The sequence below is a fragment of the Pseudomonas sp. NFPP02 genome (assembly GCF_900119355.1).
Lineage (GTDB): Bacteria > Pseudomonadota > Gammaproteobacteria > Pseudomonadales > Pseudomonadaceae > Aquipseudomonas > Aquipseudomonas paracarnis.
Genome location: NZ_FPJI01000016.1, coordinates 89,631 through 116,155 on the forward strand (window position 1 = coordinate 89,631; position 26,525 = coordinate 116,155).

A 26,525-nucleotide genomic window follows, 5' to 3' on the forward strand; every position below is an offset into this window, starting at 1 on the left:
ATAAAGCCAAACCTGCCGCTTTCGATGAAATGCTTGCGCAAAAATAATTGAAACTCTGCCGTTGCGCTTCAGGTCAACCGCTACGTAGTGACCAAAAACCATTTGATTGTTATCAGGAGTAATACCATGAGCAGCACTTCCGATAAGGTAAAGGGCTTGGCGAACGAAGCTGTCGGTAACATCAAGCAAGGCGTCGGTAAAGTCACAGACAATGACAAGCTGCGTGCTGAAGGCGTGATCCAAGAGAAAAAAGGCGAAGCTCAGCAAGCAGTGGGCAAGACCAAGGACGCAGTGAAAAAAGCCACTGAGTAACACGTCCTGGCTGGCTGACCCCAGCAGCCCGACGGCCATCCACGGATGGCCGTTTTTGTATCCGGTGCTGCAACTAAACTTTCGAAGAAATTGTTTCAAAGTCGCCAAATGGGCTACTTTGATGTAGAAAACGGCCCCTGAGTCGCCCACGAACTCAACCTCTTTTGCGGCGAAAGGAGACGCTATGCTTTTTCCAGTACTCGATGGTCTCAAGCTGCACAAGGTGCTGGTACGCACCATCAAGGAATTCGTCGATGACGAGATGCCTACCTACGCCTCGGCACTGGCCTACCAGATGCTGTTCTCTTTGTTTCCGTTCCTGCTGTTCCTCATTGCCCTGATCGGCTTCCTGCACTTGCCCGACTTCTTCAGTTGGCTGCGCCTGCAATCGGAGCTGGTGTTGCCTCCCCAGGCGCTGGAACAGGTCAACCCGGTGATCGATCAGTTGCAGCAGTCCAAGGGCGGCTTGCTCTCGGTGGGTATCGTTATCGCACTGTGGACGGCCTCTGCGGGCGTGCGCCTGATGATGAGCGCCATGAACGCCGCCTACGATGTGGTTGAAGGTCGGCCGATCTGGAAGCGTTTCCCGCTGTCGATTTTCTACACCGTGGGTATCGCCGGCATGCTGCTGGCGGCCGCCGCGCTGATGGTGCTGGGCCCGCAAGTCATGGAGTGGCTGGCCGGGCAGATTGGCATGCAGGAATTCGTGGTCACGCTGTGGACCATCCTGCGCTGGCCGCTGATTGTGATCTTGCTGATGTTCGCCGTGGCCCTCATGTACTACGTGATGCCGGACGTCGAGCAGGAATTTCGCTTTATCACCCCCGGCTCCGTCTTGGCCGTGGTGGTATGGATCGTCGCCTCCCTGGGCTTTGGCTACTACGTCAAGACCTTCGCGGACTACAACGCCATGTATGGCAGTATCGGTGCGATCATTGTCTTGCTCCTGTATTTCTACATCTCTGCCGCCGTACTGCTGCTGGGCGCGGAGATGAACGCGGTGATCGAGCATATGTCTGCCGAGGGCAAGGACCCCGGCGAGAAGGAAATAGGCGAGCCGGGCCACACCGATGAAAAACAACACGTCTCAGGCCTAGGCCGGGACCACTCCAAGCCCATGACCGAGCCTGAACAATGATCCGTGAAATCCTGAAAATGGGCGACGAGCGCCTGCTGCGTATCGCCCCGCCGGTGCCGCCGGAAATGTTCGACAGCCCGGAGTTGTGGCAACTGATCGACGATATGTTCCAGACCATGGAGCACGTGGGCGGCGTTGGCCTGGCGGCGCCGCAGATTGGCGTGGACCTGCAACTGGTGATCTTCGGTTTCGAGGCCAGCGAACGCTACCCGGACGCGCCGCCTGTGCCGCAGACCATCTTGATCAACCCGCTGATCACACCGCTCAGCCCGCTGCAGGAAGAGGGCTATGAAGGTTGCCTGTCAGTGCCCGGCCTGCGCGGCGCCGTGAACCGTTACCAGCAGATCCGCTACGAAGGATTCGACCCCAAAGGCGAGCCGATCGTACGTTTTGCCGACGGCTTCCATGCGCGGGTGGTGCAGCATGAGTGCGACCATTTGATCGGCCGGCTGTACCCATCGCGGATTACCGACTTCAGCAAATTCGGTTTTATTGAAGTGATGTTCCCGGAGCTGGACCCAACGGCTGACGAATAGCCCCTCTGAACCCACAGTTCAACTGTGGGAGCTGGCTTGCCTGCGATAGCGGTGGGCCAGCTACCTTATTTGTAGCTGATACACCGCCATCGCAGGCAAGCCAGCTCCCACATTGGATCAGTGTTTTGGGGCATTGAGCCCCATCGCAATCATCGGTTTATTGCGCTTGTAACGCACCAGCCGCTCACTCAGCGATTGCGGCAAAACCGTGTCCTGGCTGAACCCCATGCCCTGATACAACCCTTCCAGGTCCGGATGGCACAGCAACCAGACCGTCCCCTCACAACCTGCCACGGCCTCGCCAATCAGTCGCGCCGCCAGCTGCTGGCCACGATAAGTCGGCGCCACAAACACCCCCGTCAGCCACTGCCCACCCATCACCGGGCTCAAGCACAAGCCGGCCACGATCTCGGCATCTCGCACTACCCACAAACGGCCGCCCTTGAGCGCCTTCATCGATGAATTGTGGCTGCGGTAAAACTTGTTCAGCAGTGGCCACAGAGGCTCGGCCAGCGGTTCGATGTGCATTGGGGGCATGGGGTTCAGACAAGCATTATCCAGGGCAGGGGATTATAAGCGCCTTCTGCCGGGCAATAGGTGGTATACCCAGTGCTACATCCCCTGTTAGTGGAGCATGCATCATGGCCAAAGGTATGGATTCAAAGAAAGCCGCGAAGAAAAAACCGGCAAAGACCGCGGATGAAAAACGCGCGGACAAGAAGACCAAAAAATCCGAAGCAGGCCTGTTCGGTCACTGAGTTACACGCTTAGAACCAAACGATCTGCAAGATTTTCCCGCCTCATTGCACAGAGCAGGAAACACCTGCTCTGAGCTGCCGATGGCCAATTACCTTGATCCGACCCACCGCCGGGAAATCGAAGCCCTGGCGACGACCTTTGTGGCAAGAACCGAGTGGCCGACCTGGCTGCTGTTGATCGGCGTGTATGCCGGCTGGTTTGCGGTGATCCTTGGCAGCCGGTGGCTGGGCGTGTGGCTGAGCATGTTGCTGCTGATTCCGCTGCTGACCCTGTGGCTATCGGTGCAGCACGAATTGCTCCACGGCCACCCGACCCGTTCGTTATGGCTGAATAAACTCCTCGGCTATGCCCCTTTCGCGGTGTGGTATCCCTACACGCTGTACCGCGACAGCCACCTGTTGCACCATAACGACCATGACCTGACCCTGCCGGGCATCGACCCGGAAAGCCGCTACCTCAATCAGCAGCAATGGAACAACAGCTCACTGTTCGAACGTGGCGTGCATTGGCTGACCAAGACCGTGCTTGGCCGCTTCCTGCTGGCTGCGCCGTTGGCGATTGGCCGGTTGGCACGTCACGAGTTTCAACGCCTGCCCCAGGTATGGCCGATGTGGCTGGCCCACGGCGCCGTCACTGTGCTGATGCTGAGTTTCATCGCCTACTACAGCGCGCTTGCGGTGTGGCACTACCTGCTGCTGGTCAGCGTGCCAGCCTTGTCCCTGGCCTCGATCCGTTCCTACTATGAGCACCGCCCCCATCCTCGGCCGGAACAGCGCACAGTGCTCAACGAAGCATCCTGGCCCTGGGCCTGGCTGTTTCTCAACAACAATCTGCACCTGGTGCACCACGATCTGCCAAAGTTGCCGTGGTACCTGCTGCCCAGGGTGTACCGTGCCCGGCGCGAGCAGTGGCTGGCGCGCAGCGGTGGTTTCCTGTTGCATGGCTACGGCCAGTTGATCAGCCGTCACGGCCTCAAGGCCATCGACAGTCCCCTGCACCCGTTTGCCTGAGAGGCGACCATGAGTGAGCACTACGCCGACCTGCGCATGTACGTTGCGCCCGAGCCCATCCAGCAGGCCAATCAATACTGGCTGGCGCGCATCCTTGAGCGCTTGAAGCTGCATCGTCTTGATGCCGACCACCTCGACTTGCGCGGCCTGTGGCTGGCGCCGCAATTGCTCGTCAGCCAAACCTGCGGCTACCCGCTGATGACCCAACTGCGCGGCCAGGTGCGCATCATTGGGCGCCCCCGTTACGAGTTGGCCCACAGCAGCCACGGCGAACATTGCAGCCTGCTGTTAACTCGCGCTGACAACCCGCGTACCCGCCTGGCGCAGTTCTACCAGAGCCGCGGCGTGATCAACGGCCACGACTCCAACAGCGGTATGAACCTGCTGCGTGACTGCCTGGCGCCGTTGCAGCGCGACGGGCGTTTCTTCGCCAGCGTCGGCATCAGCGGTGCCCATCGCGAGAGCTTGCGCTGGCTGCGTGAAGGCCACGCCGACCTCGCCGCCATCGACAGCGTCACCTACGACTACCTCGCCCGATTCGCCCCCGAAGAGGTCGCGGGCCTGCGCGTCATCACCCGCAGCGCGCCGAGCCCGACTTTGCCTTACATAGGTGCGCTGGGCTTGAGCGATGCGCAGGTAGCGCAGATTCGTGAGGCGATGAACCTGGCGTTGCAGGACCTGCCGCAGGTGGCGCAAACCCTCGGTGTGCGAGCTGTGGTTCCTGCCAGCGAAGATGACTACCAGGTGGTGCTGGATTACCAGCACAAAGCCGCCAGCATCGGCTATTCGGTACTTCAATAAGGTTATATAAAAATGCGTTTTAAATATTATTAAAGCATAAGAAGCCTTGCTAGGATTGCTTCACCGGAACACCGGACATACCGCGCAACCTACTCAGAAGGAGCCACTATGTCCGGCGCCGATAGTGCTCACAGCGACTACGTGGGCTCATTGTTTCGCATTCATTACCCTTGGCTGTGCAGCCGCTTGCACCGCTACCTCAACTCCCGTGCCCACGCCGAAGACATCGCGGTCGACGCGTTTGTCCAGCTCTTGAGTGCACCTCAGGTAGCGCCGATACGACAGCCCCGCGCATTGCTCACCACCATTGCCCAGCGCCTGGTGTACCAGGTGTGGCGCCGGCGTGACCTGGAGCGTGCCTACCTCGCTGTGCTGGATGACGATGCAGCCTGCGCCGAGGACCGGGCGCAGGTACTCGAAGCCCTCCAAGCCATCGATCTCTCGCTCGACCGCTTGCCGGCCAAGGTCAAGACGACGTTCCTGTTGTCCCGCGTCAACGGCCTGACGTACCCCCAGATCGCTGCCGAACTGGGGATTTCCCAGCGCTCGGTCAGTGACTACATGGCCCGCGCTGTTACCGGACTTGAATCCCACCCCGATCAAATGTGGGAGCTGGCTTGCCTGCGATAGCGGTGAGCCAGCCAACACCCCTGGCCATGACAGGCCGCCATCGCAGGCAAGCCAGCTCCCACACTTCCTGTGCTCACTTTGAATCTGATCGAACCACCAAGAGGCAACTTATGAAAGCAATCAGACACCTGCTGGGCAGTTCGCTGCTGGCATTGGCAGTACTGGCGCAACCCACCTCGGCGGCCGAACCTTCCACGCTGCGCATCGGCTACCAGAAAAGCTCGGTCAGCATGGTGCTCGCCCGTGAGCACAAGCTCTTCGAAGCCGCACTGCCGGGCACCCAGGTGCAGTGGACCGAATTTCTCGGTGGCCCGCCGCTGATCGAAGCGCTCAACGCCGGCAGCCTGGACATCGGCAATATTGGCGATATTCCGCCGATCTTCGCCCAGGCAGCCGGAATCGACTTGCAGTATTTTGCCGTCGAGCCCAACGAGGGCAAGGCCGAAGCAGTGCTGGTGCCCAAGGCCAGTACCGTGCAGAACGTGGCCGAACTCAAGGGCAAGCGCGTGGCATTGCTCAAGGGCTCCAGTGCACACAACCTGTTCCTCAAAAGCCTGCTGCACGCCGGGTTGCAGTGGAAGGATGTGAACGTGGTGTACCTGTCGCCTTCCGACGGCCGCGCCGCGTTCGAACAAGGCAAGGTGGACGCATGGGTGGTGTGGGACCCGTACTACTCGGCCGCCGTGATCGACGGCTCGGCACGCGTGCTGCGGGACGGGCAAGGGTTGAACCCTGCGGGCAGTTTCTTCGTGGTCAACCACCCGTTTGCCAAGCAGCACCCAGAGGCCGTTGCCACGATTATCCAGACGCTTGGCAAGGCGCAGCGGCTGTCGCTTGATGAGCCTGACGCGAGCATCACGCTGATGGCCGGCACCCTGGGCCTGCAACCGGCGGTGGTCAAAAGCTACTTCGAACATCGCTCGCCCGAGCCGATCCGCCCCTTGGCGGCCATCGACATTGCCAACCAGCAACGCACCGCCGACCTGTTTTTTGCCAACGGCCTGATCCCGAAAAAAGTCGATGTGCAGCAGGCTGTCTTCAAGCCCCTTGATCATCCATGAGCAGCAATGCTGGCGGATTAGTGGCCTTGCAGAGTGCCAAGGCCTGTCTATGCTCACCCAGAACCGTTAACGACGCTTGGCCGATAAAGCGTTTCCAATGGTTATTTCCCCATGCAGGTGTACCAGAAATATCCAACGTATGAATGGAATGCGCCCTCCAGGCGCCGGGAATCTAGGGTGATCTGACCATGTTCAACCGCCAGCACAAATCCGACCTGCAAGAAATCCAGCGTTTTTCCTGTGCCCTCACCGAAGCCAACGCCAAGCTTGCCGCCATCAGTCGCTCCATGGCGATGATCGAGTTCGACCGCACGGGAGTGATCCTGAATGCCAACGAACGCTTTTGCCAAACCATGGGCTACAGCGTCGAGGAGATCCGTGGCAAACATCACCGCCTGTTTTGCGAGGAGGCGTATACCCACACCGATGCCTACCACCAGTTGTGGCGCGATCTGGCGCGAGGCGAGGCGCTCAGCGGCACCTTCATGCGCCTTAACAAGCGCGGTGAGCAAGTGTGGCTGGAAGCCAGCTATTTGCCGGTGCTGGACAGCGACCATCAGGTACGCAGTGTGATCAAGGTGGCGGCGGATATTTCCGCACGGGTCCATCACGAACACGAAAACCAAAGTCTGATCGACGCCATCAGCCGTTCCATGGCGGTAATCGAATTCACTCCCCAGGGCCAGATCCTCAATGCCAACGACAACTTCCTGCGCACGGTGCAGTACACGCGCGAAGAAATCATCGGCCAGCATCACAGCATGTTTTGCCACCGCAGCGAAGTGGAGTCCCCGGCGTATAAAGCGTTCTGGGCTTCACTCAATCGCGGTGAATTTCACTCCCACCGCTTCGAACGTAAAAACAAATACGGCAAGACCCTGTTTCTGGAAGCCTCTTACAACCCCATTTTCGACACCCATGGGCGCTTGTACAAAGTGGTGAAGTTCGCCAGCGATATCACCGAGCAAGTCAGCACCCTGCGCACGGCCGCCGACTCGGCCCACGCCACTTCGGTACAGAACGATGCCTGCGCCCGCAAGGGCTCGCAGGTAGTGCAGCAAACGGTGCAGATCATTGAAGCCATGTCCCACGACCTTAACCAGGCGGCGCAGAGCATCGATGCGGTGAGCAAACAGTCGGACATCATCGGCGCCATCGTGCAAACCATCCGCAGCATTGCCGAACAAACCAACATGCTGGCCCTGAATGCGGCGATTGAAGCCGCGCGTGCGGGCGAGCACGGGCGTGGGTTCGCGGTGGTCGCCGATGAAGTGCGCAGCCTTGCCGCTCGCACCAGCCAGGCCACCGTTGAGATCGTGGACGTGGTGCGCAAGAACCATGACCTGTCGTTGAGCGCCGTGTCGAGCATGCAGTCGAGCTTGAGCCGTACGGGCCTGGGCGTGGAGTTGGCGAACGAGGCGGGGCAGGTGATCCTGGAGATCCAGGAAGGGTCACGGCATGTGGTAGATGCGATCAGTCAGTTCAATTCGACGCTGCAATTGCAATAGCGCAGCCGCCGCTCTATGTGGGAGCAGGCTTGCCTGCGATAGCATCACCTCGGTCCTGCAGATCCACCGAGTTGTTTGCATCGCAGGCAAGCCAGCTCGCACCTGTTTAGATCGCGGCCAAGGTTTCTTTAAGTGTCTGGGCTGGCGAAGCAGTAGCCTTCGCCGCCACCTGCTGCTGTTGCTGCTCTTTCAAGCGCTCGGCCACTTGTTTGGCGATGGCGTCTTGTTTGTCCTGGGGCATCGCCTGCACTTGTTCTTCGGTCAGCCCTTGTTCCTTGAGTAACTGTTCACGAATACGTTCGGCTGGGGTCTTGCTCATGTATTCGGTGAACTCGGTACGTGCCCCATTAGTTGTGGCCTGTAACTGCACGCGGGTCTTGGCGAAGGCTTCGTCGATGCGATCGCTGGCCTTGTCCAATTCCCTCTGCGCGGCGGGCACTGTCACGCTGTGTTGCGCAGCCTGCAGGGCGCCGCTGTACAGCGCACTGGCGGCGGCGTTGGCGGGGTCCATGTCGGGTCGCGTGATCTGTTGCACGTTCGACGCCGCTTGAGTGTTGTTAACCAGCATGATCGTTCACCTATGAAAACAGACGGTGCGACAGCTGGAGCAAATACTGTGCCGGTTGCCAGACCCCAGTGTTTACTGGGGCTGGCGTCGTCGACGCGGCAAGCCTTCTCCTTGTGCGGCCAACCGTTGCCGTCAGTGAGCGATGTTCTCCAGGGCCAGGTTGCGCGTGCGCGGCCCAAACCAACTGATGGTAATCATCACGATCAACATGCTGCTGGCAATAAACGCCAACACGCCCGGCGTGCCCAGGTGTTCGAGGATAAAACCGATCAATAGGCTGCTGAACACCGTGGATAAACGGCTGAACGAATAGCAGAACCCGACCGCTCGCGCACGGATATTGGTGGGGAACAATTCGCTCTGGTACGAGTGATAACTGAAGCTCAGCCACGCATTGCAGAAGGTGATCATCACCCCGCAGAAAATCAGCCCTAACGCTGTGGTTTGCAGGGCAAACAGGCTGCCGAAGATCACCGCACCCATGGCTGAGCCGACGATCTGCCATTTGTTCTCAAAGCGGTTGGCCACCTTGACGAACAACAGCGGGCCCAGCGGGTAGGCGAGGGTGATGATGAAGGCGTAGAGCAGGCTGTGGGTCACGCTGACACCCTGGCCCGAGAGCAAGGCCGGCAGCCAGTTGCCAAAGCCGAAGAAACCGATGGCCTGGAATACATGAAACACGATCAGCATCAAGGCGCGGCGACGGTAGGGCGGCTGCCAGATATCGGCGAAACGGCCAGTGCCCTGCACGCTGATCGCTTCGGGTTCCGGTTCGTCCAGCGGCTTGCCTTGGTCCTTTCGGCAGCGTGCCTCCAGGTTGTTCAGGATCGTGTCGGCCTCTTCGAAGCGTCCCTTTTGTGCAAGCCAGCGCGGTGACTCCGGCAGGCGCTTGCGCAGTTGCCAGATAAACAATGCAAACACTGCACTGCTCAACACCACCCAGCGCCACCCGGCGATACCGAACGGCGCCTGTGGCACCAGCCACCACGACATCAACGCCACGGCCGGTACGGACAGAAACTGGATAAAAAACGCAAAGGCAAACGCCGAACTGCGCATACGTTTGGGCACCAGTTCCGAGAGGTAGGCGTCGATGGTCACCAGTTCGATGCCAAGGCCAATGCCCACCAGAAAGCGCATGCAGATGATGCCCAAGGCCGAGGTTTGAATGCCCATCAACACCGTGGCCACCGTGTACCAGACCAACGCAAAGGTGAAAATCGCGCGTCGCCCGAAGCGGTCAGCGATGGGGCTGAGCAGGCTGGCGCCGAGGAACAGGCCGAGGAACGTGGCCGAGGCGAAAGCGGCTTGGTCCGAGAAACCGAAAACACCTTCGCTGCCGGTATGAAAAATCCCGTCGCTGATCAGGCCAGGGCTGATATAGGCGGTTTGGAACAGGTCATACAGCTCGAAAAAACCGCCGATGGAGAGCAACGCCACCAGGCGCCAAATAGTGGCGACGGCGGGCAGGCGGTCGATGCGGGCGCTGATGTGGGCGGCGCGGGTGGGGTCTGAGACGCAGGCGGCGAGTGTAGGCATGAATAACCTTCAGTTGGGCGAGTTGGAAGCTTCGAGCTTTAAGCCAAACCGCTATTGGGCTTGGAGCTTAACGTGCGCAACTGCTTCTCTAATTGTGGCCGTCGAGCGCGAACGTCTTGAAACCGGCGTGCTGGCTGAGGCGTTGGTAATACGCCGCGATGGCGGGGTAGGGTGGCCGCTCCATGGGTGTCATCTGCCACCGATGTACCGAAAGGCCTATCAAGATGTCAGCGAGGGTGAACTCTTCGCCGGCCACGTAGGCGCCGGTCTTGGTCAACTGTTGTTCTAGCAAGGCCATCTTGTCATTCCAGGCCTGCACACCCGCCTGGATGCGTTGCGGGTCCTGATAATCCGGGTTTTGACGCACCAGTGCGTGGAACGCATAGCCCCACGAAGGGTTGAGTTCGGTGGCTTGCCAGTCCATCCACTGTTCGACCCGTGCACGCAAGGCAGGCTCAACGGGTAGCAAGTCATGGCGCTGGTAGAGGCCGACAAGGTAGCGGCAGATGGTATTGGACTCCCACAGCACGCCATGGTCGTCGATCAGCACTGGCACCTGGGCGTTGGGGTTCAAGGCGAGGAAATCGGGGGATTGGGTAGGCTTGAAACCGATGCCCCAGTCTTCGCGCACGTAGTCGATGCCCAACTCCTGGCAGGTCCACAGTACTTTTCGCACGTTGATTGAAGAGGTACGACCCAAGATTTTCAGTGAATGGCCCATGGTGCTTCCCTGGCATCTAAGAGAGTGACCAATCTAGCAGGGGCCGGGCACGGCGGCGAGGGTGTGAAGCGGGCACGGCCGAAAATGTGGGAGCTGGCTTGCCTGCGAAAGCGTTGGTTCAGTTGAAGATGCGTTGACTGACCCACCGCCTTCGCGAGCAAGCCCGCTCCCACAGGGGATCTGTGCCAGGCGCTGATTCTGTGGACACTACATGGCCAGCTCTCACATTGATTGCGTTCGGCTCGACGCTCAGGTGCTCTCGCGCACCTGCAACTCAAACCCCATATCCACCACTGGCTTGGCCACCTTGTTGCCCGCCATGATCGTCAGCAGATGCTCTGCTGCCCGACGCCCGATGGCTTCCCGTGGCGTGCTGATGCTGCTCAGGCGCGGCACCATGAATGACGAGGCGGGTAGGTCGTTGAAGCCCAGCACCGCCACACGTTCAGGCACCTTGATGCCATGGCGCAGGGCTTCGAGCAGGGCGCCCTGGGCCAGGTCGTCGTTGCCGAAGAAGATCGCGTCCACATCCGGGTGGGCGGCCAGCAGTTGCAAAAACAGTTCGCCTCCCAGGCCCACGGAGGACGGGCGTGGCGTCAGCAGCTCCAGCGCCGGATCGTACATGCCGGCCTGTTGCAAGGCGCGGCGAAAGCCTTCGCCACGCAGCAAGGTGCGTTGGTCCAGTTGTGCGCCGATATAGGCCAGACGCTTGCGCCCCCGGGACAGCAAGTGCGCCGCCGCGGTCTCGCCGGCGGCCAGTTGCGAGAAGCCCACACAGTTCACCCCGGCATTGGGGTCCAGATCCATCATGTACACACAGGGCACATTGCTGGCCTCGACCATTCGTCGCGCGCTTTCGGTGCGGTCAAAACCGGTCAGCAACAAACCCCGTGGCTGGTAGGCCATGTAGTTGCGCAGCAGGTCTTCTTCTTCATCACGCGAATAATGGGAGTTGCCAATCAGTACTTCAAAGCCCTTGGGCCGCAGTACCTGATGGATAGCTTCGAGGGTTTCGATAAACAGCAGGTTGGACAGTGACGGCACCAGCACCACCACCGAATGGCTCTGCGCCGAGGCCAGTGCCCGGGCGGCGGGGTTGACCACGTAGCTCAGTTCGGCGGCGGCCTGTTGCACTTTTTCCACCAGTTCGGTGGCCACGGTGCTGATGCCGCGCAGGGCACGGGAGGCGGTGATCGGGCTGACGCCGGCCAGGCGCGCAACTTCATTGAGGGTAGGGCGGCCCGTCGTGCGGGTATTTTTATCGTTCTTGGAGGTCATCAGGCGGCTTGCCAAACAAAAATCGAGGCACTAAGGTAGCGCTGTCTCCAAAGGGCTGCAAATTCTTGGATAAAGGGTTGCCTGATCCTGTCCAGCTCTTGAAGTCAATCTGTTGGAACGGATGCACGCGTCACTCCATAAAAATGACAAGTCGGCGCGGGAAAAGCCTGTTTTTGCACTAGCCTTACGCTATGCAAAGGTAGCGCTATCTGCGTCCTGAGGTGTTTCATGAGTCAACCTGTTACCGCCCTGGTCATCATGGGTGTTTCCGGCTGTGGCAAGTCCAGCGTCAGCCAAGCCCTGTGCGCCCTTAACGGCGCCACTGCCATTGAAGGCGACAGCTTTCACCCTGCCGCGAACATCGAAAAGATGAGCGCCGGCCACCCCCTCAACGACGACGACCGCGCCGGCTGGCTCGATATCCTGTGCGATGAACTGCGTCGCGCGTTGAAAGCGGGCGAGCATCCTGTACTGACCTGTTCGGCCCTGAAGAAAAAATACCGTGACCACCTGCGCGAAGCTGCGCCGGGCCTGGGTTTTGTCTTCCTGGAGCTGACCCGTGAAGTCGCCGCTGACCGCGTGTCTCACCGCCCCGGCCATTTCATGCCGGCGAGCCTGATCGACAGCCAGTTCGCCACACTTGAATCGCCCAAGGGCGAGCCGCTGACCCTGTCCTTGAACGCCAGTGAAGACAGCGTCGAGGAACTGGCCGCGCAGACCCATACCTGGTGGCGCAAGCACGGCTTTGAACCTACTCATTAATTTTTTGCCGGAAAAGATAGCGCTATCCCCGGCAGGAAGTTCAACACCCGCTTTAATAACAACAACAAACAGGAGAGACCCCCCATGTTTGGCATGTCCCACGAGTCTTACCTGCTGCTAGATGCAGTAGTCACTATCATCGGGTTGATCGTACTGATCACCAAGTTCAAGGTGCACCCGTTCATTGCACTGATCATCGCGGCCGGTTTCCTCGGCCTGACCTCGGGCATGCCCGTGGACAAGATCATCAAGGCGTTCCAGGACGGTTTCGGCGGGGTGCTCGGCTTTGTCGGCATCATCCTCGCGCTGGGCACGATGCTCGGCAAGATGATGGCCGAGTCCGGCGGTGCCGATCAGATCGCCCAGACCCTGATCCGCGCCTTCGGCAAAGAGAAGGTCCAGTGGGCCATGATGTTCGCCGCGTTCCTGGTGGGCATCCCGCTGTTCTTCGAAATCGGCTTTGTTTTGCTGATCCCGCTGGTGTTTATCGTCGCCCGGCGTACCGGCGTGTCGTTGATCAAGATCGGTATCCCGCTGCTGGCCGGTCTGTCGGCGGTGCACGGCCTGGTGCCACCGCACCCGGGCCCGCTGCTGGCCATCGGCGTGTTCGGTGCCGATATCGGCAAGACCATCCTGTACGGCCTGATCGTCGCACTGCCGACCGCCATCATCGCCGGCCCGATCTTCGGTACGTTCATCGCCAAGTACATCCCGGGCAACCCGTCCCAGGAACTGGTGGACCAACTGGCCCGCGAGACCGATAACAAGTCGCTGCCCAGCTTCAGCATCACCCTGGTCACCGTGCTCTTGCCGGTATTCCTGATGCTGCTCAAAACCTTTGCCGACATCGCCTTTGCCGAAGGCAACGTGGTGCGCAACTGGATGGACATGATCGGCCACCCGATCACCGCACTGTTGCTGGCTTTGCTGTTATCGCTGTACACCTTTGGCCATCGTCAGGGCATCCACTCCAAGCAGATCCTCAAGCTGCTCGACGCCAGCCTTGCGCCGACCGCCGCGATCATCCTGATCATCGGTGCCGGTGGTGGCTTCAAGCAGATGCTGGTGACCAGCGGCGTGGGCGACGTGATCGGCCATATGGCGGTGAACGCGCAGATCAACCCGATCCTGCTGGCGTGGCTGGTGGCGGCGGTGATTCGGATTGCCACCGGTTCGGCGACGGTGGCGACCATTACCGGTGCAGGCATTGTGGTGCCGGTGGTCGGCATGATCCCGGGGGTTAACCGTGAGTTGCTGGTACTGGCGACGGGCGCGGGTTCGTTGATTCTGTCCCACGTCAACGATGCGGGGTTCTGGCTGGTCAAGCAGTACTTCAACATGACCGTGGCCGAGACGTTCAAGACCTGGACGGCGATGGAGACCATTCTGTCGATCGTGGCGCTGATCTTCATCATGTTGCTGTCGTTGGTGGTGTAAGCCACACCCCAAAGCAAGGGTGGGAACTGATCAAATGTGGGAGCTGGCTTGCCTGCGATAGCGGTAGTGAATCCAACACTGCCATCGCAGGCAAGCCAGCTCCCACATTGATTGGGTTTCTTCAGGTGGATCAGGTCAGGCTTTAGTCACCAACCCATCCGCCCTGAACATCCCGCGAATCCCCCGCACGGCCTGGCGAATCCGGTCCTGGTTTTCGATCAGCGCAAAGCGCACATGATCGTCGCCATACTCACCAAAGCCGATCCCCGGCGACACACACACCTTCGCTTCCAATAGCAGTTTCTTGGCAAACTCCAGCGAGCCCATGGCCGCGTACTGCTCGGGAATCTTGGCCCAGACGTACATCGACGCCTTCGGATTCTCCACCATCCAGCCCAGTTCATGCAGGCCCTTGACCAGCACATTGCGACGCTGGCGGTACTGCTCGGCGATGTCCTTCACGCACTGTTGGTCGCCTTCCAGCGCCGCAATCGCCGCCACTTGCAGCGGGGTGAAGGTGCCGTAGTCGTGGTAGCTCTTGATGCGTGCCAGGGCGTTGACCAGTTCAGGGTTGCCCACCATGAAGCCGATGCGCCAGCCGGCCATGTTGTAGCTCTTGGACAGGGTGAAAAACTCCACCGCAATGTCCTTGGCGCCGGGCACTTGCATGATCGAGGGGGCTTTCCAGCCGTCGTAGACGATGTCGGCGTAGGCCAGGTCGTGCACCACCAGCACGTCGTACTGCTTGGCCAGGGCGATCACCCGTTCGAAGAAGTCCAGCTCCACGCACTGCGCGGTCGGGTTGGACGGGAAGCCGAGGATCATCATCTTCGGCTTGGGGATCGAGCCACGAATCGCGCGCTCCAGCTCAGCGAAGAAATCCACGCCCGGTATCAGCGGCACCGAACGTACCTGGGCGCCGGCAATCACTGCGCCGTAGATATGAATCGGGTAGCTGGGGTTGGGCACCAGCACGGTATCGCCCTGGTCCAGGGTGGCCAGCATCAAGTGCGCCAGGCCTTCCTTGGAACCGATGGTCACGATAGCTTCGGACTCCGGGTCGATTTCCACCGCGTAACGGTCCTTGTACCAACGCGAAATCGCCCGGCGCAAGCGCGGAATGCCTTTGGAGGTGGAGTAGCCGTGGGTGTCTTCACGCTGGGCGACGGTGACCATTTTCTCCACGATATGAGGAGGCGTGGCGCCGTCAGGATTACCCATGCTCAAGTCGATGATGTCTTCGCCGCGCCGACGCGCAGCCATCTTCAGCTCGGCAGTGATATTGAAAACATACGGGGGGAGTCGATCTATGCGCGCAAAGCGGCGCGGCGAACCTTGGTCTGCCATTGTTGCCTCGAGGTACGTAAGCGCCCGGAACCGTCCGAGCGACGTCGGCCACTGCGGTGGCCTGCGGGGCAGACAATACGGGCGATGATGGCCAGTTGTCCAGATGCGTAGGAAATTTTTCTACATGGAGTACAACGCGGATATGCCCCTATACTCGATGCGGGTTTGTTCCCTCATAAGAAGGAGACTGTTCGTATGGATCAGCAGACAAAACAACCGTTGGAGCCACGCCTGGAAGCCGGTAAGGCCCTGGTGATCGCCGGGGTACAAGGGCGATATTCGAAGGCCACCGTTGGCGATATCCCACGGCTGTGGGAGTTGTTCGATACCTGTATCAAGGACATCAAGAAGCGCGTCGGCGGTGTGACCTACGGGGTGTGCCATAACCCGCATCACGGCGAATTCGATTACCTGGCAGGTGTTGAAGTCCCGGCCAAGAAGGACGTGCCGAGCAATTTCGAGGTGATCGAAATTCCGCCACTCAACTATGCCGTGTTCCCCCACTACGGGCCGGTGCAGGCGCTTGAGCAAACCTACGAGCGCATCATGTTCGAATGGCTGCCGCACTCGGGCTACAAGGTCATGGGCGCGGATTTCGAGCGCTATAGCGCGGACTTCGATGCCAGGAAGGGCACGGGGACGGTGGAAATCTGGCTGCCGATCGGGGAGCGGGGCTGACACTGCACCGATGTCACGTAAACACGACATGCACGCTTAAAAGTCATGTTTACGTGACATTGCCGCTATGGATTAAACCTGAAACTCAACCGGCGCTCATACCCTACGCGACCCTTGTACGCCTCACCGCGATCCACCCATCCCGCCCCCAGATACAACCCCATTGCCGCCAGGTTGTGGGCATCCACCGACAACTCCAACCCCTTGATCTGCGGCCAGGCCTCGCGCGCCACGGCGGGCAACGCCTGCAAACACATCTTGCCGTATCCACGCCCCTGCTGATGTCGGTCTACCTGTAGCGCGTGGAGTGTGGCGCTGTGTTCATCGGCCCAATGAGGCAGGCACGGTGGTCGCTTGAGCAGCAGGAACGCCACGGGAAGGTCGTCGACCAACAGCGCGAAGCCCTTGACCCCAGGACTCGGGTTGGCGAGCAGGGTATTGAGGGCGCAATACATATCACCGCAAAACGGCAGTTGTTCAGGGTGAACTTCGATGGCGCCGACTTGCTGTTGTTGCACAGCGTTCAGCGCCTCGTAAGCAACGAGGCGGGTTGGCATGGGACTATCCGAACGGCTGCAAGAGAAGTGGCAGTTTATCGGGTTTGAGCCACAGGAAATTATTTTTCAGGGGGATGTCGATTTCCCTCGGGGCCATTCGACTAAGGGTGTCTTCCGTGATTTTCCACCCCAAGGAGTCATCGCCATGAGCACTGCAATCAAGAGCCTGATCGAGCAATGGAAACACGCCGTTGTCAGTCGCGATATCGACCAGATTGTCAGCTTTTACGCCGACGATATCGTCTCGTTCGACGCCGTAACCGCTCTGCAATTCAAGGGCAAGGCGGCCTACCGCGCGCATTGGGAGGCGTGCATGGAGCACTGCCCCGGCCCCGGCATCTTCGAGTTTCATGAATTGCATGTCGTCGAAGCGCCAGACAGCGCATTTGCCCACTGGCTGGCCCACTGCGGCGGTGCCGGGCCGGACGGTGAGGTGAAGGCTTGCTGGATGCGTGTCACCGCCGGCTACCAGCGCATCGATGGTCAATGGAAGGTGGTGCACGAGCACTGGTCGGCGCCGTTTGATATGCAAAGCGGCACGGCGTTGTTCGACCTGAAACCTTGAGCACCGCGAACTATAGTCAGTAGTCCGAAAACGGAGAACGCCATGAAATACCTGTGCCTGATCTACAGCGATGAACAGGTGTTGCACACTTCGCCCGACAGCCCCCATGACTCGGAATGTCTGGCCTACGCCGAGGCCGTCCAGGCCAGCGGGCGCATGCTGGCCGCCGAGCCGCTGGAGTCGGTGACCACCGCCACCACCGTGCGCATGCGCAACGGCAAGCTGTCGATCACCGACGGGCCGTTTGCCGAAACCAAGGAGCAGCTCGCCGGGTTCTACCTGATCGACGCCAAGGACCTCAATGAAGCGCTCCAGGTGGCTGGCGGCATTCCGGCGGCCCGGGTCGGCAGTGTGGAAGTGCGCCCCGTGCGCCAATTGAATCTCTCAACACAATAATCAAAAGACGTGAGGAGGTTTCCCGTGAACACTCAACCCGCCCAATTTGAACTGTCCATCAGCCGCTTGATCGATGCGCCGCGCCGCCGGGTGTTTCGCGCCTGGACTGAGCCAACCCTGCTGCAACAATGGTGGGGCCCCCACGGCATGACCACCCCTGAATGCGAGATGAACCTGTGGGTCGGCGGCTTGTTCCGCACCTTGATGCGTGCGCCCGATGGCAGCGAGTTCCCGACCCAGGGCGTGTTCCTGGAAATCGATGCGCCCAACCGCCTGGTGTTTACCGACGCGTTCATGCCGGGTTGGGTGCCTTCGGGCAAGCCGTTCATGAGCGCCGAAGTCACCTTTGAGGAGGTCGGCGAAAAGACGCTCTATACCGCCCGCGCCATGCACTGGAGTGCCGAGGACAAGCAGGTCCACGAAGCCATGGGCTTTCATGACGGCTGGGGCCAGAGCCTGGACCGCCTGGTGAAGTTGGTGACCGAGGACATGGTCGATTGACCCAGCAGATCGACGCTATTTACCGCCGCGAATCACGCCGCGTGCTCGCGACGTTGATTCGTGTGCTGGGTGATTTCGACTTGGCCGAGGAGGCGCTGCACGAAGCATTTTTCGTCGCCCTGCAGCGCTGGCCCGAGGATGGCGTGCCGGATAATCCACGGGCGTGGCTGGTGTCCACCGGTCGCTTCAAAGCCATCGACCGCCTGCGTCGGCAGTCGCGTTTTACCCCGTTATTGGAAGAGCAGGCCGAGGCGTTGGAGGTCGCGCCTTGGAGTGATGAAGACGTGGAAGACGACCGCCTGCGCCTGATGTTCACTTGCTGCCACCCAGCGTTGGCAGCCAATGCCCAGGTTGCGCTGACCTTGCGCGAGATCTGCGACCTGAGCACCGAGGCCATCGCTCACGCTTTTCTTGCCACGCCCACCACCATTGCCCAACGCATCGTGCGCGCCAAGGGCAAGATCCGTGAGGCGAAAATTCCGTATCAAGTGCCGTCCCGCGCCGAATTGCCCGAACGATTGGACAGTGTGCTGCGGGTGATTTACCTGGTGTTCAACGAGGGCTATTCGGCGTCAGCGGGTGCCGACCTCACCCGTGAGGACCTGACCTTGGAGGCCATTCGCCTGGGGCGTTTGCTGCTGGAGTTGCTGCCCGAGCCGGAAGTCATGGGCTTGCTGGCGTTAATGTTGCTGCACGAGTCGCGTCGGCCTGCCCGCACTTCTGCCAGCGGCGAACTGGTGCTGTTGGACGCTCAGGATCGTACGCTTTGGGACAGGGCCTTGATCGCTGAAGGCTGCGCATTGGTGGAGCAGGCGCTGATGACGCCACGCTTCGGGCCGTATTGCTTGCAGGCTGCGATTGCCGCCGTGCACGCCGAGGCGCCCAGCGCAGGGGAAACCGATTGGCGGCAGATTGTCGGGCTCTACGATGTATTGCTCAGGTCTGTGCCGTCGCCGGTGATCGAGTTGAACCGTGCGGTAGCGGTGGCGATGGAGCAGGGGCCGTTGGCGGGGTTGGTGCTGGTAGACAATCTTTTGCAGCGCGGTGAGTTGCAGGACTACCACTTGGCGCATTCGGCGCGTGGGGAGTTTTGCCGGCAGTTGGGGCGGTTTGACGAAGCCCGCAGCGCGTACGAAAAAGCGCTGTCGCTGACGCAACAGGCGCCAGAAAAACGCTTCATCACGCGGCGTCTCGCCGAACTCAATTCCTCCAGGCAGTGACGATCCAAATGTAGGAGCGAGCTTGCTCGCGAAAAACTCACAGACGCCACGTTTCTTCAGGAAGCACGCGTTATCGTTGACGTTCTTCGCGAGCAAGCTCGCTCCTACAGGCTCATTCCAGCATCTTGCCCAGCAACCAGCTCCCCGCAGGCCCCGGCGGCTGGTGCCGGGACCACAGCGCATCCACCGCCACCGAACGCGGCCAACTGCGCACCTTGAGTTCAACCAACTGGTTGCCGCCAAAGCGCTCCACCAGCCAGCGTGGAATCGGTGCCCAGCCAAACCCCAGCTGTGCCATCTCCATCAGCATCAGGTAACTCGGCGCCGACCATACTCGCTGCGTGCCGCGGTTTTCATTGGGGCTGATGATGCTCGCCAAACGCAACTCCCGGTGTTGTTGCAAGGTGTGCGGGTGAACCTTGTCCAGGGTCGCCAATGGGTGTCCAGGCGAGACAAACAGCGCGATCTCCGTGCGCTCCTCCACCGTGGAGAAGGAAAGGTCCGGCGGGTAGGCTTCTTGTTTCTCGATAAACGCGATCTGCGCCCGGCCACTTTGCACCAGTGCGATCAAGTCTTCGCATTCCGCGATCAGGCATTCCAGCTCAAGGTCCGGGTAGCGTTGCTCGAAGGCCGTGAGGGCGACCTCGAATCGATCGGATTGGTAAGTATCGGACATGGCGAGACTCAACTTCGGCTCCAGGCCTTGCGATAACTGACTGGCTGCCAGCTCCAGGCGGCTACTGGCTTCCAGCACCTGTTCTGCCCGTTGCAGCAAAACCTGCCCCGCGGGCGTGAGGGTCGGCTTGCGGCTGCTGCGGTCAAACAGCACCACGTTCAGGTCAATCTCAAGGCTGGCCACTGCCGCGCTCACGGTGGACTGGCTTTTGCCCAGCTTGCGCGCCGCCGCGGAAAACGAGCCTTGGGTGGCAGCCTGGACAAACGCCTGAAGCACTTCATGGGAGGCCATGACTATCGCCTTGATCGATGGTTATTGGTTATGAAGTATCGAGACAAAGCCTGATCATGGCAACCATCGTCACACACGGAGCCGGGTCATGACCCCTACCAAATCCTTTACTGAACGCGTGTTTCAAGCCCTTGGTTTCGAAGGGCTGGCCTTATTGATTTGCACGCCGCTGTTGGTGTGGATCACCGGCCGGCCGGCGCTGGAAATGGGCGCAGTGACCCTGGGCATCAGCCTGTTGGCACTGAGCTGGAACGTGGTGTTCAACAGCCTGTTCGACCGCCTTAAAACCCGCCTGCAACTGGCCAACGGTGGTTGGACCCGTGTGCTGCACGCGCTGTTGTTTGAAGGCGGCCTGATTCTCTTGGCAGTGCCGTTGATTGCCGCCTTGATGAAGATCAGCCTGCTGGAAGCCTTCATCCTCGACATTGGCGTGTTGCTGTTCTTCCTGCCGTACACCTACGTGTACCACTGGGGTTATGACGTGCTGCGTGAGAAATTCGCCGGTAAAACCCCAGTTACCCCGTAGGCGTGCGTCGCTCATAGGAACATCCCGCCCGATGCCTCGATCCGCTGGCCGGTGATCCAATGACTGCCATCGGCCAGCAAGGTCGAAATCGCCCCGCCAATATCGTCCGGCAAGCCAGCGCGGCCCAGGGCGGTGTTATTGGCAACCATCGCATTCACATCGGTGTTATCGCGTACCGCGCCGCCGCCGAAGTCAGTGGCAATCGCGCCCGGTGCCAGGGTGTTCACGGTAATACCCCGTGGGCCCAGCTCTTTAGCCTGGTAGCGCGACAAGACTTCCACCGCGCCTTTCATGGACGCGTAAGCGGCATAACCCGGCAGGCTGAAGCGCGCCAGGCCGCTGGAGACATTGATAATGCGCCCGCCATCGCTGATCAGCGGCAGCAGTTTTTGCGTGAGGAAAAACGGTGCCTTCACATGGATCGCCACCAACTGGTCGAACTGGGCTTCGGTGGTTTCGGCAAAGCTTGCGTAGGTGCCAACCCCGGCGTTGTTGATCAGGAAGTTGAAATGTTCCTGGGCGAACACATCCTTGAGCAGGGTGCCGATCTGCCCAACGAATGCATCGAAGGTTGCGCTCTGGCTGACGTCCAATTGCAGCATGGCGGCGCGACCGCCCAAGGCCTCTACCTGGGCAACCACGGCTTGGGCTTCGGCCGCTGCGCTGTGGTAAGTGCCGATGATGTCGATGCCTTGCGCAGCCAGGTGCAGGGCGGCGCTTTTGCCCAGGCCACGACTGGCGCCGGTGATGAGTGCGATTTTACGGGTCATGGTGCAGTCCTCAGTGGGGGTCAGTGGGAGTGAGTGTATTTGTCCGCCTATAACGTGATAAACAGTGCTATAGCGGAATCACTGGCCGGATAAGGCGAACAATCCATGAACAAGCTAGAGCTGCTGCGCACCTTCGTACGGGTGACCGAATTGTCGAGTTTCACCCAGGCCGGTGAAAGCCTCGGCCTGCCGCGCTCCACCGTGTCCGAGCATGTGCAGGCCCTGGAAGAGCTGCTCGGTGCGCGACTGTTGCAACGCACCACGCGCAAGGTGCAGGCGACCCAGGATGGCCGTGTGTTGTATGAACGCAGCAAGGACCTGCTGGCGCATATGGAAGAGCTCGAGGGCCTGTTTCGCCAGGATGAGACCCAACTGGCCGGGCGCATTCGAGTAGACATGCCTAACGTCATGGCACGCAGCGTGATCTTGCCGAACCTGCCCACCTTCATGGCGCGCCATCCTCTGATCGACATGGAGATCAGCGGTTCGGACCGCCAGGTGGACCTGATCGCCGAAGGTTTTGATTGCGTGGTGCGCGTCGGCGCCCAGCCCGATCAAACCGTGGTAGCGCGGCGGGTGTGCAGCATGCCGATGGTCAACTGCGCGAGCGCGGCGTACCTGCAACGGTATGGCGTGCCCGAAACCCTGGCAGACCTGGCGCATCACCAGTTGGTGCATTATGTGCGGCCGCTGGGCGCACGCTCGGCCGGGTTCGAATACATGGTGGGCAACAAGGTGCAGCGGCTGCCGATGGCAGGCCGGGTGACGGTCAACAGCACCGACGCCTATCAATCGGCGTGCCTGGGCGGGTTTGGCATCACCCAGGTGCCGCAGCTCGGGATACGCGACTTATTGGCCAGCGGCGAGTTGGTGGCGGTGCTGCCCGACTACCAAGCGCCGCCCTTGGATGTGTCGTTGCTGTACGCCGGCCAGCGGCATCTGCCGTTGCGAGTGCGGGTGTTCATGGACTGGTTGACCGCCACCCTGCAAGCTCATCTTTAACGGCGTGCCGACAACTGCTGGGGCGCCAGAAACGCGTCGTGGAAGTAATCCCGGAACGCTTGCATCGCTGGGGTAAACGCGCGCTCGCGGTGCCAGGCCAGGCCGACGCTCATGGGGGTGACCGGGTCGGTCACGGTCAGGGTTTCGATGCGTTTGCCTTCCAGGGACCAGGGCCGGTGTACCAGGTCTGACAGGATCGCCACGCCGCTGCCGTTGGCAACCATGCTGCGCACCGCCTCCACTGAGCTGGTGCGCAGCCGCACCTTGGGCGTTTGCCCGGCCTGTTCCCAGTAGCGCATGGCGCTGTGTTCGGCTTCGTCGACGGTGAGCAAAATGTAGGGTTCTTGGGCCACGTCGGCCAGGCTCACGGCTCCGCGTTCGCACAACGGGTGATGGCTGGGCAGCCACAAGCGGCGCTCGGAGTTGAACAGAATTTCCGAGACGATATCCGCGTGGGTAAGGTTGGCGGTCAGCACCACGGCCATGTCGAACTGGCCGTCGAGCAGGCCCTGTTCGATGGCCTGGCGCTCCTGTTCGAACACCTCGATGGTTACGTCCGGATGCCAATGCTCCATGCGCTGTAAATGGTGCGGCAGGAAATAACCCAGCACGGTGTAACTGGCCGCCACCCGCAGCACGCCGCTGGCGCGGTAGTCCGGCAACGGGCTGTTGAGGGCGTCCTCCACGCTGCGCACAATCACATAGGCACGGTTGAGAAAATGCCGCCCGGCGTCGGTGAGGTTCATGCCTTGGGCCGAGCGCACGAACAACTGCACGCCGAGCATGGCTTCCAGCTCCTTGATCGCCGTGGTCACCGCCGATTGGGAAATATTCAAGTGAATCGCCGCCTGGGATATCTGGCCGATCTCGGCGGTGGCGACGAAGTAGCGAACCTGGCGCAAGGTTAAAGACATATCGCACTCTGCTTATTGATCGTTCCCATGCTCTGCGTGGGAATACCTCTTGTGGCGCTCCGCGTCACGGTCTCAAGTGCGGACGCAAAGCGTCCATGGCTGCATTCCCACGCAGAGCGTGGGAACGATCTGGGGTCGAGGATAAAAAGCTATCTGATTTTCAGAAGATGGGCCATCTGATAATAGATCTTCCCAAGGGGTCAAGCCCCGGCCTACTTTGCGGGCATCACCTTTGGCGGAGCGACCCTGATGCAGGCAGTGGATTTCAATTCAGACATGGGCGAAAGCTTTGGCCCCTGGACCATCGGCGACGGCGTCGACGCAGAGCTGATGGGCTATATCAGCTCGGCCAATATCGCCACCGGCTTTCACGCTGGCGATCCGGGCACCATGCGCCGCACCGTCGAGCGCGCCAAGCAACTGGGTGTGGCCATCGGCGCGCACCCAGGCTTTCGTGACCTGGTGGGTTTCGGTCGCCGGCATATCAACGCACCGGCCCAGGAACTGGTGGACGACATGCTCTACCAGCTCGGTGCCCTGCGTGAAATGGCTCGTGCCCAAGGCGTGACCCTGCAACATATCAAGCCTCACGGCGCGCTTTACATGCACCTGGCCCGTGATGAAGAGGCCGCCCGGCTGTTGGTGCAGAACCTGCAAATCATTGAGCCCACGCTGATGCTGTACTGCATGCCCAACTCAGTGATCTGGCGCATCGCCAAGGAACTGGGGCAGCCGGTGGTGCGCGAGTTCTATGCCGACCGTGAATACGACCTGAGCGGCTCCATCGTGTTTACCCGCAATGTGCGGGCGCTGGCCCCAGCCACAGTGGCCGCCCGGGTCTTGCGTGCGTGTCAGGCCGGCCTGGTACGTACCGTCGAAGGCGAAGACCTTGCGATCGAATTCGATTCCATCTGCCTGCACAGCGACACCCCTGGCGCCCTGGATCTGGTGGAGGCTACCCGTGAAGCCTTGGACCAGGCGGGTATCGACGTCAGAACACCCCGATAAGATCCAACCCTTACTTTTTTGCCTGCCTTTCTACAAAGATTCCAAGAGGAACAGACATGGCTGAAACGTCCCCCATCCGCTATAGCTTCGGCGGTGATGAACATCTGTTTGCCGAGGTCAGCGACAGCATGTCCCTGGAGGCTTTTTTCAAGGGCATGGCGGTGACCCGCGCCGTGGAGCGCCTGGCACTGGAAGGCGTACTGGATGTGTGCCTGGCCAATGCATCCTTCCAGATTCGCTTCGACCCTGACCGCATCGCCCCTCACGCGCTGCTCGACGCCGTGCAAAGCGCCGAAGCCCAGGCCGTGGCCGAACGCACCTTGCGCACGCGCATCATCGAAATCCCGGTGCTCTATAACGACCCCTGGACCCACGAAACCCTGATGCGTTTTCGTGACCGCCACCAAGACCCCAGCGGCACAGACCTGGAATACGCGGCACGCATCAATGGCCTGGCCGACGTGGACGCGTTCATCGCCGCCCACAGTGGCGCGCCGTGGTTTGTGTCGATGGTCGGCTTTGTCGCGGGCTTGCCGTTCATGTTCCAGATGGTCGAACGCGAGCGGCAATTGCAGGTGCCCAAATACCTGCGGCCACGCACCGACACACCGAAACTGACCCTGGGCCATGGCGGTTGCTTTGGCTGTATCTACTCAGTGCGAGGGGCGGGCGGTTATCAGATGTTCGGCGTTACCCCGGCACCGATCTACGACCCGGCGCAGCAGTTGGCGTACCTCAAGGAGCACATGGTGTTCTTCCGCCCTGGCGATATCGTGCAGTTCAAGCCGATGGACCGCGAGGCATATGACCTGGCGGTCGCCGAGGTGGACGCCGGGCGTTTCGACTTGCGCATTCGCCCGGTGGAGTTTTCCCTGGATGCCTTTCTCGCCGACCCCATCGGCTATCCGAAAACCCTGCAGGAGGCGCTGGCATGATCAAGGTCCTCAAACCCGGCCTCGCCACCTCCGTGCAGGACCTGGGCCGCGAAGGTTATTACCATTTAGGCATCCCACCATCGGGGGCGCTGGACCAATACGCGTTGAGTGCGGCCAACCACCTGGTGGGCAATCCCGTGGGCGCGGCGGGCCTGGAATGCACGCTGATCGGGCCGGCGCTGGAGTTCCAGCAGGACGCGCTGGTGGCCTTGAGCGGCGCCTTGATGTCGCCGCGCCTGGACGGTGAAGTGGTGCATCAGGACACCGCCTTTGCCGTACGCGCCGGGCAGGTGCTGCGGTTCGAGTTTCCCAAGGCCGGCGCACGCACCTACCTCGCCGTCGCCGGCGGTATCGACGTGCCGTTGGTGCTCGGCAGCCGCTCCACCTACACCCTCGGCGCCCTCGGCGGGTTTAATGGCCGACGCTTGCAGGAGGGCGATCAATTGCCGATCGGTAGCGCCAGCGGTACCGGGCGTGCGGGCAACAGCTTGCCGATGGCGTTGCGGCGTTCGGTCGGCGGCGATGTGACGTTGCGGGTGGTGCCGGGGCTGTATTACGAACGCTTGAGCTTGGAGGCCAAAAGCAGCTTTTTTGCCGAGCCGTGGACGGTCGGCTCCGAGGCCGATCGCATTGGCTATCGTTTCAAGGGCGGCAGCGCGTTGAGCTTCCAGCCGCGGGAACAGCCGTTTGGCGCCGGCTCCGATCCTTCCAACATCGTGGACAGTTGCTACCCGATTGGCTCGATTCAAGTACCGGCGGGGCTGGAGCCGATTGTGCTGCACCGCGATGCGGTGTCGGGCGGTGGCTACGCGATGATCGGCACGGTGATCAGCGCCGACCTGGACTTGATCGGGCAAATGCAGCCCAACCAGCGAGCGGGGTTTGTGGCGGTGAGTCTGGAGGAGGCTTTGGAGGCGCGGCGGTTGTACAAGAAGCGGCTCAGAGCGATGACGGGACTCTTCAATCACTGAACATACGCTTAACCCCTGTGGAAGCTGGCTTGCCTGCGATAGCGGTGGGTCTGCTTGCATTGTCTTGGCTGATACACCGCAATCGCAGGCAAGCCAGTTCCCACCTTT

30 protein-coding genes are annotated in these 26,525 nt (G+C 60.6%); 20 read left to right on the top strand and 10 right to left on the bottom strand.

Annotation, left to right across the window (positions count from 1 at the left end; all coding sequences use genetic code 11):
• The first annotated feature begins 126 nt into the window (after positions 1-126).
• The 3 genes from BT204_RS23745 to def all read left to right on the top strand — a co-directional run bounded on the left by BT204_RS23745 (position 127) and on the right by def (position 1,986).
• Positions 127-312: a CsbD family protein gene (locus BT204_RS23745; protein ID WP_003193737.1), complete on the top strand. Its 186-nt coding sequence runs from the start codon at positions 127-129 to the stop codon at positions 310-312.
• Between the two features lie 184 nt (positions 313-496).
• Positions 497-1,450 (top strand): YihY/virulence factor BrkB family protein, encoded by a 954-nt coding sequence (locus BT204_RS23750; RefSeq protein ID WP_032895581.1) that lies wholly within the window; start codon positions 497-499, stop codon positions 1,448-1,450.
• Positions 1,447-1,986 carry a peptide deformylase gene (gene def / locus BT204_RS23755; RefSeq protein WP_034128513.1) on the top strand — a complete coding sequence of 180 codons (540 nt, stop codon included), beginning with the start codon at positions 1,447-1,449 and terminating at the stop codon, positions 1,984-1,986. The genes BT204_RS23750 and def overlap by 4 nt, the downstream gene beginning before the upstream one ends.
• Positions 1,987-2,103: 117 nt before the next feature.
• Here def and BT204_RS23760 read toward each other — a convergent pair whose 3' ends face one another.
• Complete coding sequence (locus BT204_RS23760) at positions 2,104-2,523, bottom strand: GNAT family N-acetyltransferase (protein WP_054896707.1); 420 nt, start codon at positions 2,521-2,523, stop codon at positions 2,104-2,106.
• Positions 2,524-2,825: 302 nt separating this feature from the next.
• On the opposite strand from BT204_RS23760, the gene BT204_RS23765 reads away from it, so the two are divergent.
• The 5 genes from BT204_RS23765 (at position 2,826) to BT204_RS23785 (ending at position 7,755) form a co-directional block, all read left to right on the top strand.
• Positions 2,826-3,755 carry a fatty acid desaturase gene (locus BT204_RS23765; RefSeq protein ID WP_072448470.1) on the top strand — a complete coding sequence of 310 codons (930 nt, stop codon included), beginning with the start codon at positions 2,826-2,828 and terminating at the stop codon, positions 3,753-3,755.
• Between the two features lie 9 nt (positions 3,756-3,764).
• Positions 3,765-4,556, top strand: coding sequence for a phosphate/phosphite/phosphonate ABC transporter substrate-binding protein (locus BT204_RS23770; RefSeq protein ID WP_072448471.1), 792 nt, complete (start codon positions 3,765-3,767; stop codon positions 4,554-4,556).
• A gap of 108 nt (positions 4,557-4,664) precedes the next feature.
• Positions 4,665-5,186: a sigma-70 family RNA polymerase sigma factor gene (locus BT204_RS23775; protein WP_034128509.1), complete on the top strand. Its 522-nt coding sequence runs from the start codon at positions 4,665-4,667 to the stop codon at positions 5,184-5,186.
• Positions 5,187-5,296: 110 nt separating this feature from the next.
• Positions 5,297-6,247, top strand: a complete 951-nt coding sequence (locus BT204_RS23780) for an aliphatic sulfonate ABC transporter substrate-binding protein (protein ID WP_054896711.1) — start codon at positions 5,297-5,299, stop codon at positions 6,245-6,247.
• Between the two features lie 188 nt (positions 6,248-6,435).
• Complete coding sequence (locus BT204_RS23785; RefSeq protein WP_054896712.1) at positions 6,436-7,755, top strand: methyl-accepting chemotaxis protein; 1,320 nt, start codon at positions 6,436-6,438, stop codon at positions 7,753-7,755.
• 106 nt (positions 7,756-7,861) lie between these two features.
• Here the strand turns inward: BT204_RS23785 and BT204_RS23790 are convergent, their stop codons facing one another.
• From BT204_RS23790 to BT204_RS23805, 4 genes are all read right to left on the bottom strand, one after another.
• The gene (locus tag BT204_RS23790) at positions 7,862-8,323 is read right to left on the bottom strand and encodes a hypothetical protein (RefSeq protein WP_054896713.1); all 462 of its coding nucleotides are present in this window, start codon (positions 8,321-8,323) and stop codon (positions 7,862-7,864) included.
• 132 nt (positions 8,324-8,455) lie between these two features.
• On the bottom strand, positions 8,456-9,862 hold the full coding sequence (locus BT204_RS23795) for an MFS transporter (protein ID WP_057975135.1): 1,407 nt from the start codon (positions 9,860-9,862) through the stop codon (positions 8,456-8,458).
• An 88-nt stretch (positions 9,863-9,950) separates the two neighbouring features.
• The gene (locus BT204_RS23800; protein WP_034128505.1) at positions 9,951-10,583 is read right to left on the bottom strand and encodes a glutathione S-transferase family protein; all 633 of its coding nucleotides are present in this window, start codon (positions 10,581-10,583) and stop codon (positions 9,951-9,953) included.
• Between the two features lie 249 nt (positions 10,584-10,832).
• Positions 10,833-11,864, bottom strand: a complete 1,032-nt coding sequence (locus BT204_RS23805) for an HTH-type transcriptional regulator GntR (RefSeq protein WP_161793224.1) — start codon at positions 11,862-11,864, stop codon at positions 10,833-10,835.
• A 225-nt stretch (positions 11,865-12,089) separates the two neighbouring features.
• Here BT204_RS23805 and BT204_RS23810 point away from each other — a divergent pair, with 225 nt between their 5' ends.
• Together BT204_RS23810 and BT204_RS23815 are read left to right on the top strand one after the other, a co-directional pair.
• Positions 12,090-12,623 (top strand): gluconokinase, encoded by a 534-nt coding sequence (locus BT204_RS23810; RefSeq protein ID WP_072448472.1) that lies wholly within the window; start codon positions 12,090-12,092, stop codon positions 12,621-12,623.
• A gap of 84 nt (positions 12,624-12,707) precedes the next feature.
• Positions 12,708-14,060 carry a GntP family permease gene (locus tag BT204_RS23815; protein WP_014719640.1) on the top strand — a complete coding sequence of 451 codons (1,353 nt, stop codon included), beginning with the start codon at positions 12,708-12,710 and terminating at the stop codon, positions 14,058-14,060.
• Between the two features lie 135 nt (positions 14,061-14,195).
• On the opposite strand, the gene alaC is transcribed toward BT204_RS23815, so the two are convergent.
• Positions 14,196-15,407: an alanine transaminase gene (gene alaC, locus BT204_RS23820; RefSeq protein ID WP_057975137.1), complete on the bottom strand. Its 1,212-nt coding sequence runs from the start codon at positions 15,405-15,407 to the stop codon at positions 14,196-14,198.
• Positions 15,408-15,602: 195 nt separating this feature from the next.
• Between alaC and BT204_RS23825 the strand changes: the two genes are divergently transcribed.
• Entirely contained in the window at positions 15,603-16,085 is a 483-nt protein-coding gene (locus BT204_RS23825; protein WP_047711634.1) for a GyrI-like domain-containing protein, read from the top strand.
• 65 nt (positions 16,086-16,150) lie between these two features.
• Here BT204_RS23825 and BT204_RS23830 read toward each other — a convergent pair whose 3' ends face one another.
• The gene (locus BT204_RS23830) at positions 16,151-16,642 is read right to left on the bottom strand and encodes a GNAT family N-acetyltransferase (protein WP_014719637.1); all 492 of its coding nucleotides are present in this window, start codon (positions 16,640-16,642) and stop codon (positions 16,151-16,153) included.
• A 145-nt stretch (positions 16,643-16,787) separates the two neighbouring features.
• On the opposite strand from BT204_RS23830, the gene BT204_RS23835 reads away from it, so the two are divergent.
• From BT204_RS23835 to BT204_RS23850, 4 genes are read left to right on the top strand one after another with little or no spacing between them, the layout of a single operon-like run.
• On the top strand, positions 16,788-17,207 hold the full coding sequence (locus BT204_RS23835; RefSeq protein WP_054918266.1) for a YybH family protein: 420 nt from the start codon (positions 16,788-16,790) through the stop codon (positions 17,205-17,207).
• 42 nt (positions 17,208-17,249) lie between these two features.
• Complete coding sequence (locus BT204_RS23840; protein ID WP_034128501.1) at positions 17,250-17,603, top strand: YciI family protein; 354 nt, start codon at positions 17,250-17,252, stop codon at positions 17,601-17,603.
• A gap of 24 nt (positions 17,604-17,627) precedes the next feature.
• Positions 17,628-18,104 carry an SRPBCC family protein gene (locus BT204_RS23845; RefSeq protein WP_072448473.1) on the top strand — a complete coding sequence of 159 codons (477 nt, stop codon included), beginning with the start codon at positions 17,628-17,630 and terminating at the stop codon, positions 18,102-18,104.
• Entirely contained in the window at positions 18,101-19,324 is a 1,224-nt protein-coding gene (locus BT204_RS23850; RefSeq protein ID WP_057975140.1) for an RNA polymerase sigma factor, read from the top strand. The genes BT204_RS23845 and BT204_RS23850 overlap by 4 nt, the downstream gene beginning before the upstream one ends.
• Before the next feature lie 112 nt (positions 19,325-19,436).
• On the opposite strand, the gene BT204_RS23855 is transcribed toward BT204_RS23850, so the two are convergent.
• Positions 19,437-20,291: a LysR family transcriptional regulator gene (locus tag BT204_RS23855; RefSeq protein ID WP_034128498.1), complete on the bottom strand. Its 855-nt coding sequence runs from the start codon at positions 20,289-20,291 to the stop codon at positions 19,437-19,439.
• A gap of 88 nt (positions 20,292-20,379) precedes the next feature.
• Here BT204_RS23855 and BT204_RS23860 point away from each other — a divergent pair, with 88 nt between their 5' ends.
• Entirely contained in the window at positions 20,380-20,817 is a 438-nt protein-coding gene (locus BT204_RS23860; protein WP_054896721.1) for a multidrug/biocide efflux PACE transporter, read from the top strand.
• A gap of 11 nt (positions 20,818-20,828) precedes the next feature.
• On the opposite strand, the gene BT204_RS23865 is transcribed toward BT204_RS23860, so the two are convergent.
• Positions 20,829-21,587 (bottom strand): SDR family NAD(P)-dependent oxidoreductase, encoded by a 759-nt coding sequence (locus tag BT204_RS23865; RefSeq protein ID WP_054896722.1) that lies wholly within the window; start codon positions 21,585-21,587, stop codon positions 20,829-20,831.
• A 105-nt stretch (positions 21,588-21,692) separates the two neighbouring features.
• Here BT204_RS23865 and BT204_RS23870 point away from each other — a divergent pair, with 105 nt between their 5' ends.
• A complete protein-coding gene (locus tag BT204_RS23870; protein ID WP_072448474.1) occupies positions 21,693-22,589 on the top strand; it encodes a LysR family transcriptional regulator in 897 nt (298 codons plus the stop codon).
• On the opposite strand, the gene BT204_RS23875 is transcribed toward BT204_RS23870, so the two are convergent.
• Positions 22,586-23,503, bottom strand: a complete 918-nt coding sequence (locus BT204_RS23875) for a LysR family transcriptional regulator (RefSeq protein WP_014719628.1) — start codon at positions 23,501-23,503, stop codon at positions 22,586-22,588. The two genes, BT204_RS23870 and BT204_RS23875, sit on opposite strands and share 4 nt — an antisense overlap.
• A gap of 249 nt (positions 23,504-23,752) precedes the next feature.
• Between BT204_RS23875 and BT204_RS23880 the strand changes: the two genes are divergently transcribed.
• From BT204_RS23880 to BT204_RS23890, 3 genes are read left to right on the top strand one after another with little or no spacing between them, the layout of a single operon-like run.
• Positions 23,753-24,511 carry a 5-oxoprolinase subunit PxpA gene (locus tag BT204_RS23880; RefSeq protein ID WP_054896725.1) on the top strand — a complete coding sequence of 253 codons (759 nt, stop codon included), beginning with the start codon at positions 23,753-23,755 and terminating at the stop codon, positions 24,509-24,511.
• Positions 24,512-24,567: 56 nt separating this feature from the next.
• Positions 24,568-25,446, top strand: a complete 879-nt coding sequence (locus BT204_RS23885; RefSeq protein ID WP_054896726.1) for a 5-oxoprolinase subunit B family protein — start codon at positions 24,568-24,570, stop codon at positions 25,444-25,446.
• Complete coding sequence (locus tag BT204_RS23890; RefSeq protein ID WP_054918276.1) at positions 25,443-26,417, top strand: 5-oxoprolinase subunit C family protein; 975 nt, start codon at positions 25,443-25,445, stop codon at positions 26,415-26,417. The genes BT204_RS23885 and BT204_RS23890 overlap by 4 nt, the downstream gene beginning before the upstream one ends.
• The last annotated feature ends 108 nt before the right edge of the window (positions 26,418-26,525 follow it).

Bases quoted from the DNA above. Each gene is read 5' to 3' on its own strand.
- BT204_RS23750 (WP_032895581.1), top strand. From the start codon at position 497: ATGCTTTTTCCAGTACTCGATGGTCTCAAGCTGCACAAGGTGCTGGTA.
- BT204_RS23770 (WP_072448471.1), top strand. From the start codon at position 3,765: ATGAGTGAGCACTACGCCGACCTGCGCATGTACGTTGCGCCCGAGCCC.
- BT204_RS23800 (WP_034128505.1), bottom strand. From the start codon at position 10,583: ATGGGCCATTCACTGAAAATCTTGGGTCGTACCTCTTCAATCAACGTG.
- BT204_RS23765 (WP_072448470.1), top strand. From the start codon at position 2,826: ATGGCCAATTACCTTGATCCGACCCACCGCCGGGAAATCGAAGCCCTG.
- BT204_RS23780 (WP_054896711.1), top strand. From the start codon at position 5,297: ATGAAAGCAATCAGACACCTGCTGGGCAGTTCGCTGCTGGCATTGGCA.
- BT204_RS23825 (WP_047711634.1), top strand. From the start codon at position 15,603: ATGGATCAGCAGACAAAACAACCGTTGGAGCCACGCCTGGAAGCCGGT.
- BT204_RS23860 (WP_054896721.1), top strand. From the start codon at position 20,380: ATGACCCCTACCAAATCCTTTACTGAACGCGTGTTTCAAGCCCTTGGT.
- BT204_RS23760 (WP_054896707.1), bottom strand. From the start codon at position 2,523: ATGCCCCCAATGCACATCGAACCGCTGGCCGAGCCTCTGTGGCCACTG.
- BT204_RS23775 (WP_034128509.1), top strand. From the start codon at position 4,665: ATGTCCGGCGCCGATAGTGCTCACAGCGACTACGTGGGCTCATTGTTT.
- BT204_RS23830 (WP_014719637.1), bottom strand. From the start codon at position 16,642: ATGCCAACCCGCCTCGTTGCTTACGAGGCGCTGAACGCTGTGCAACAA.
- BT204_RS23875 (WP_014719628.1), bottom strand. From the start codon at position 23,503: ATGTCTTTAACCTTGCGCCAGGTTCGCTACTTCGTCGCCACCGCCGAG.
- BT204_RS23795 (WP_057975135.1), bottom strand. From the start codon at position 9,862: ATGCCTACACTCGCCGCCTGCGTCTCAGACCCCACCCGCGCCGCCCAC.
- BT204_RS23835 (WP_054918266.1), top strand. From the start codon at position 16,788: ATGAGCACTGCAATCAAGAGCCTGATCGAGCAATGGAAACACGCCGTT.
- def (WP_034128513.1), top strand. From the start codon at position 1,447: ATGATCCGTGAAATCCTGAAAATGGGCGACGAGCGCCTGCTGCGTATC.
- BT204_RS23890 (WP_054918276.1), top strand. From the start codon at position 25,443: ATGATCAAGGTCCTCAAACCCGGCCTCGCCACCTCCGTGCAGGACCTG.
- BT204_RS23855 (WP_034128498.1), bottom strand. From the start codon at position 20,291: ATGGCCTCCCATGAAGTGCTTCAGGCGTTTGTCCAGGCTGCCACCCAA.
- BT204_RS23880 (WP_054896725.1), top strand. From the start codon at position 23,753: ATGCAGGCAGTGGATTTCAATTCAGACATGGGCGAAAGCTTTGGCCCC.
- BT204_RS23815 (WP_014719640.1), top strand. From the start codon at position 12,708: ATGTTTGGCATGTCCCACGAGTCTTACCTGCTGCTAGATGCAGTAGTC.
- BT204_RS23870 (WP_072448474.1), top strand. From the start codon at position 21,693: ATGAACAAGCTAGAGCTGCTGCGCACCTTCGTACGGGTGACCGAATTG.
- BT204_RS23810 (WP_072448472.1), top strand. From the start codon at position 12,090: ATGAGTCAACCTGTTACCGCCCTGGTCATCATGGGTGTTTCCGGCTGT.
- alaC (WP_057975137.1), bottom strand. From the start codon at position 15,407: ATGGCAGACCAAGGTTCGCCGCGCCGCTTTGCGCGCATAGATCGACTC.
- BT204_RS23840 (WP_034128501.1), top strand. From the start codon at position 17,250: ATGAAATACCTGTGCCTGATCTACAGCGATGAACAGGTGTTGCACACT.
- BT204_RS23790 (WP_054896713.1), bottom strand. From the start codon at position 8,323: ATGCTGGTTAACAACACTCAAGCGGCGTCGAACGTGCAACAGATCACG.
- BT204_RS23865 (WP_054896722.1), bottom strand. From the start codon at position 21,587: ATGACCCGTAAAATCGCACTCATCACCGGCGCCAGTCGTGGCCTGGGC.
- BT204_RS23745 (WP_003193737.1), top strand. From the start codon at position 127: ATGAGCAGCACTTCCGATAAGGTAAAGGGCTTGGCGAACGAAGCTGTC.
- BT204_RS23885 (WP_054896726.1), top strand. From the start codon at position 24,568: ATGGCTGAAACGTCCCCCATCCGCTATAGCTTCGGCGGTGATGAACAT.
- BT204_RS23785 (WP_054896712.1), top strand. From the start codon at position 6,436: ATGTTCAACCGCCAGCACAAATCCGACCTGCAAGAAATCCAGCGTTTT.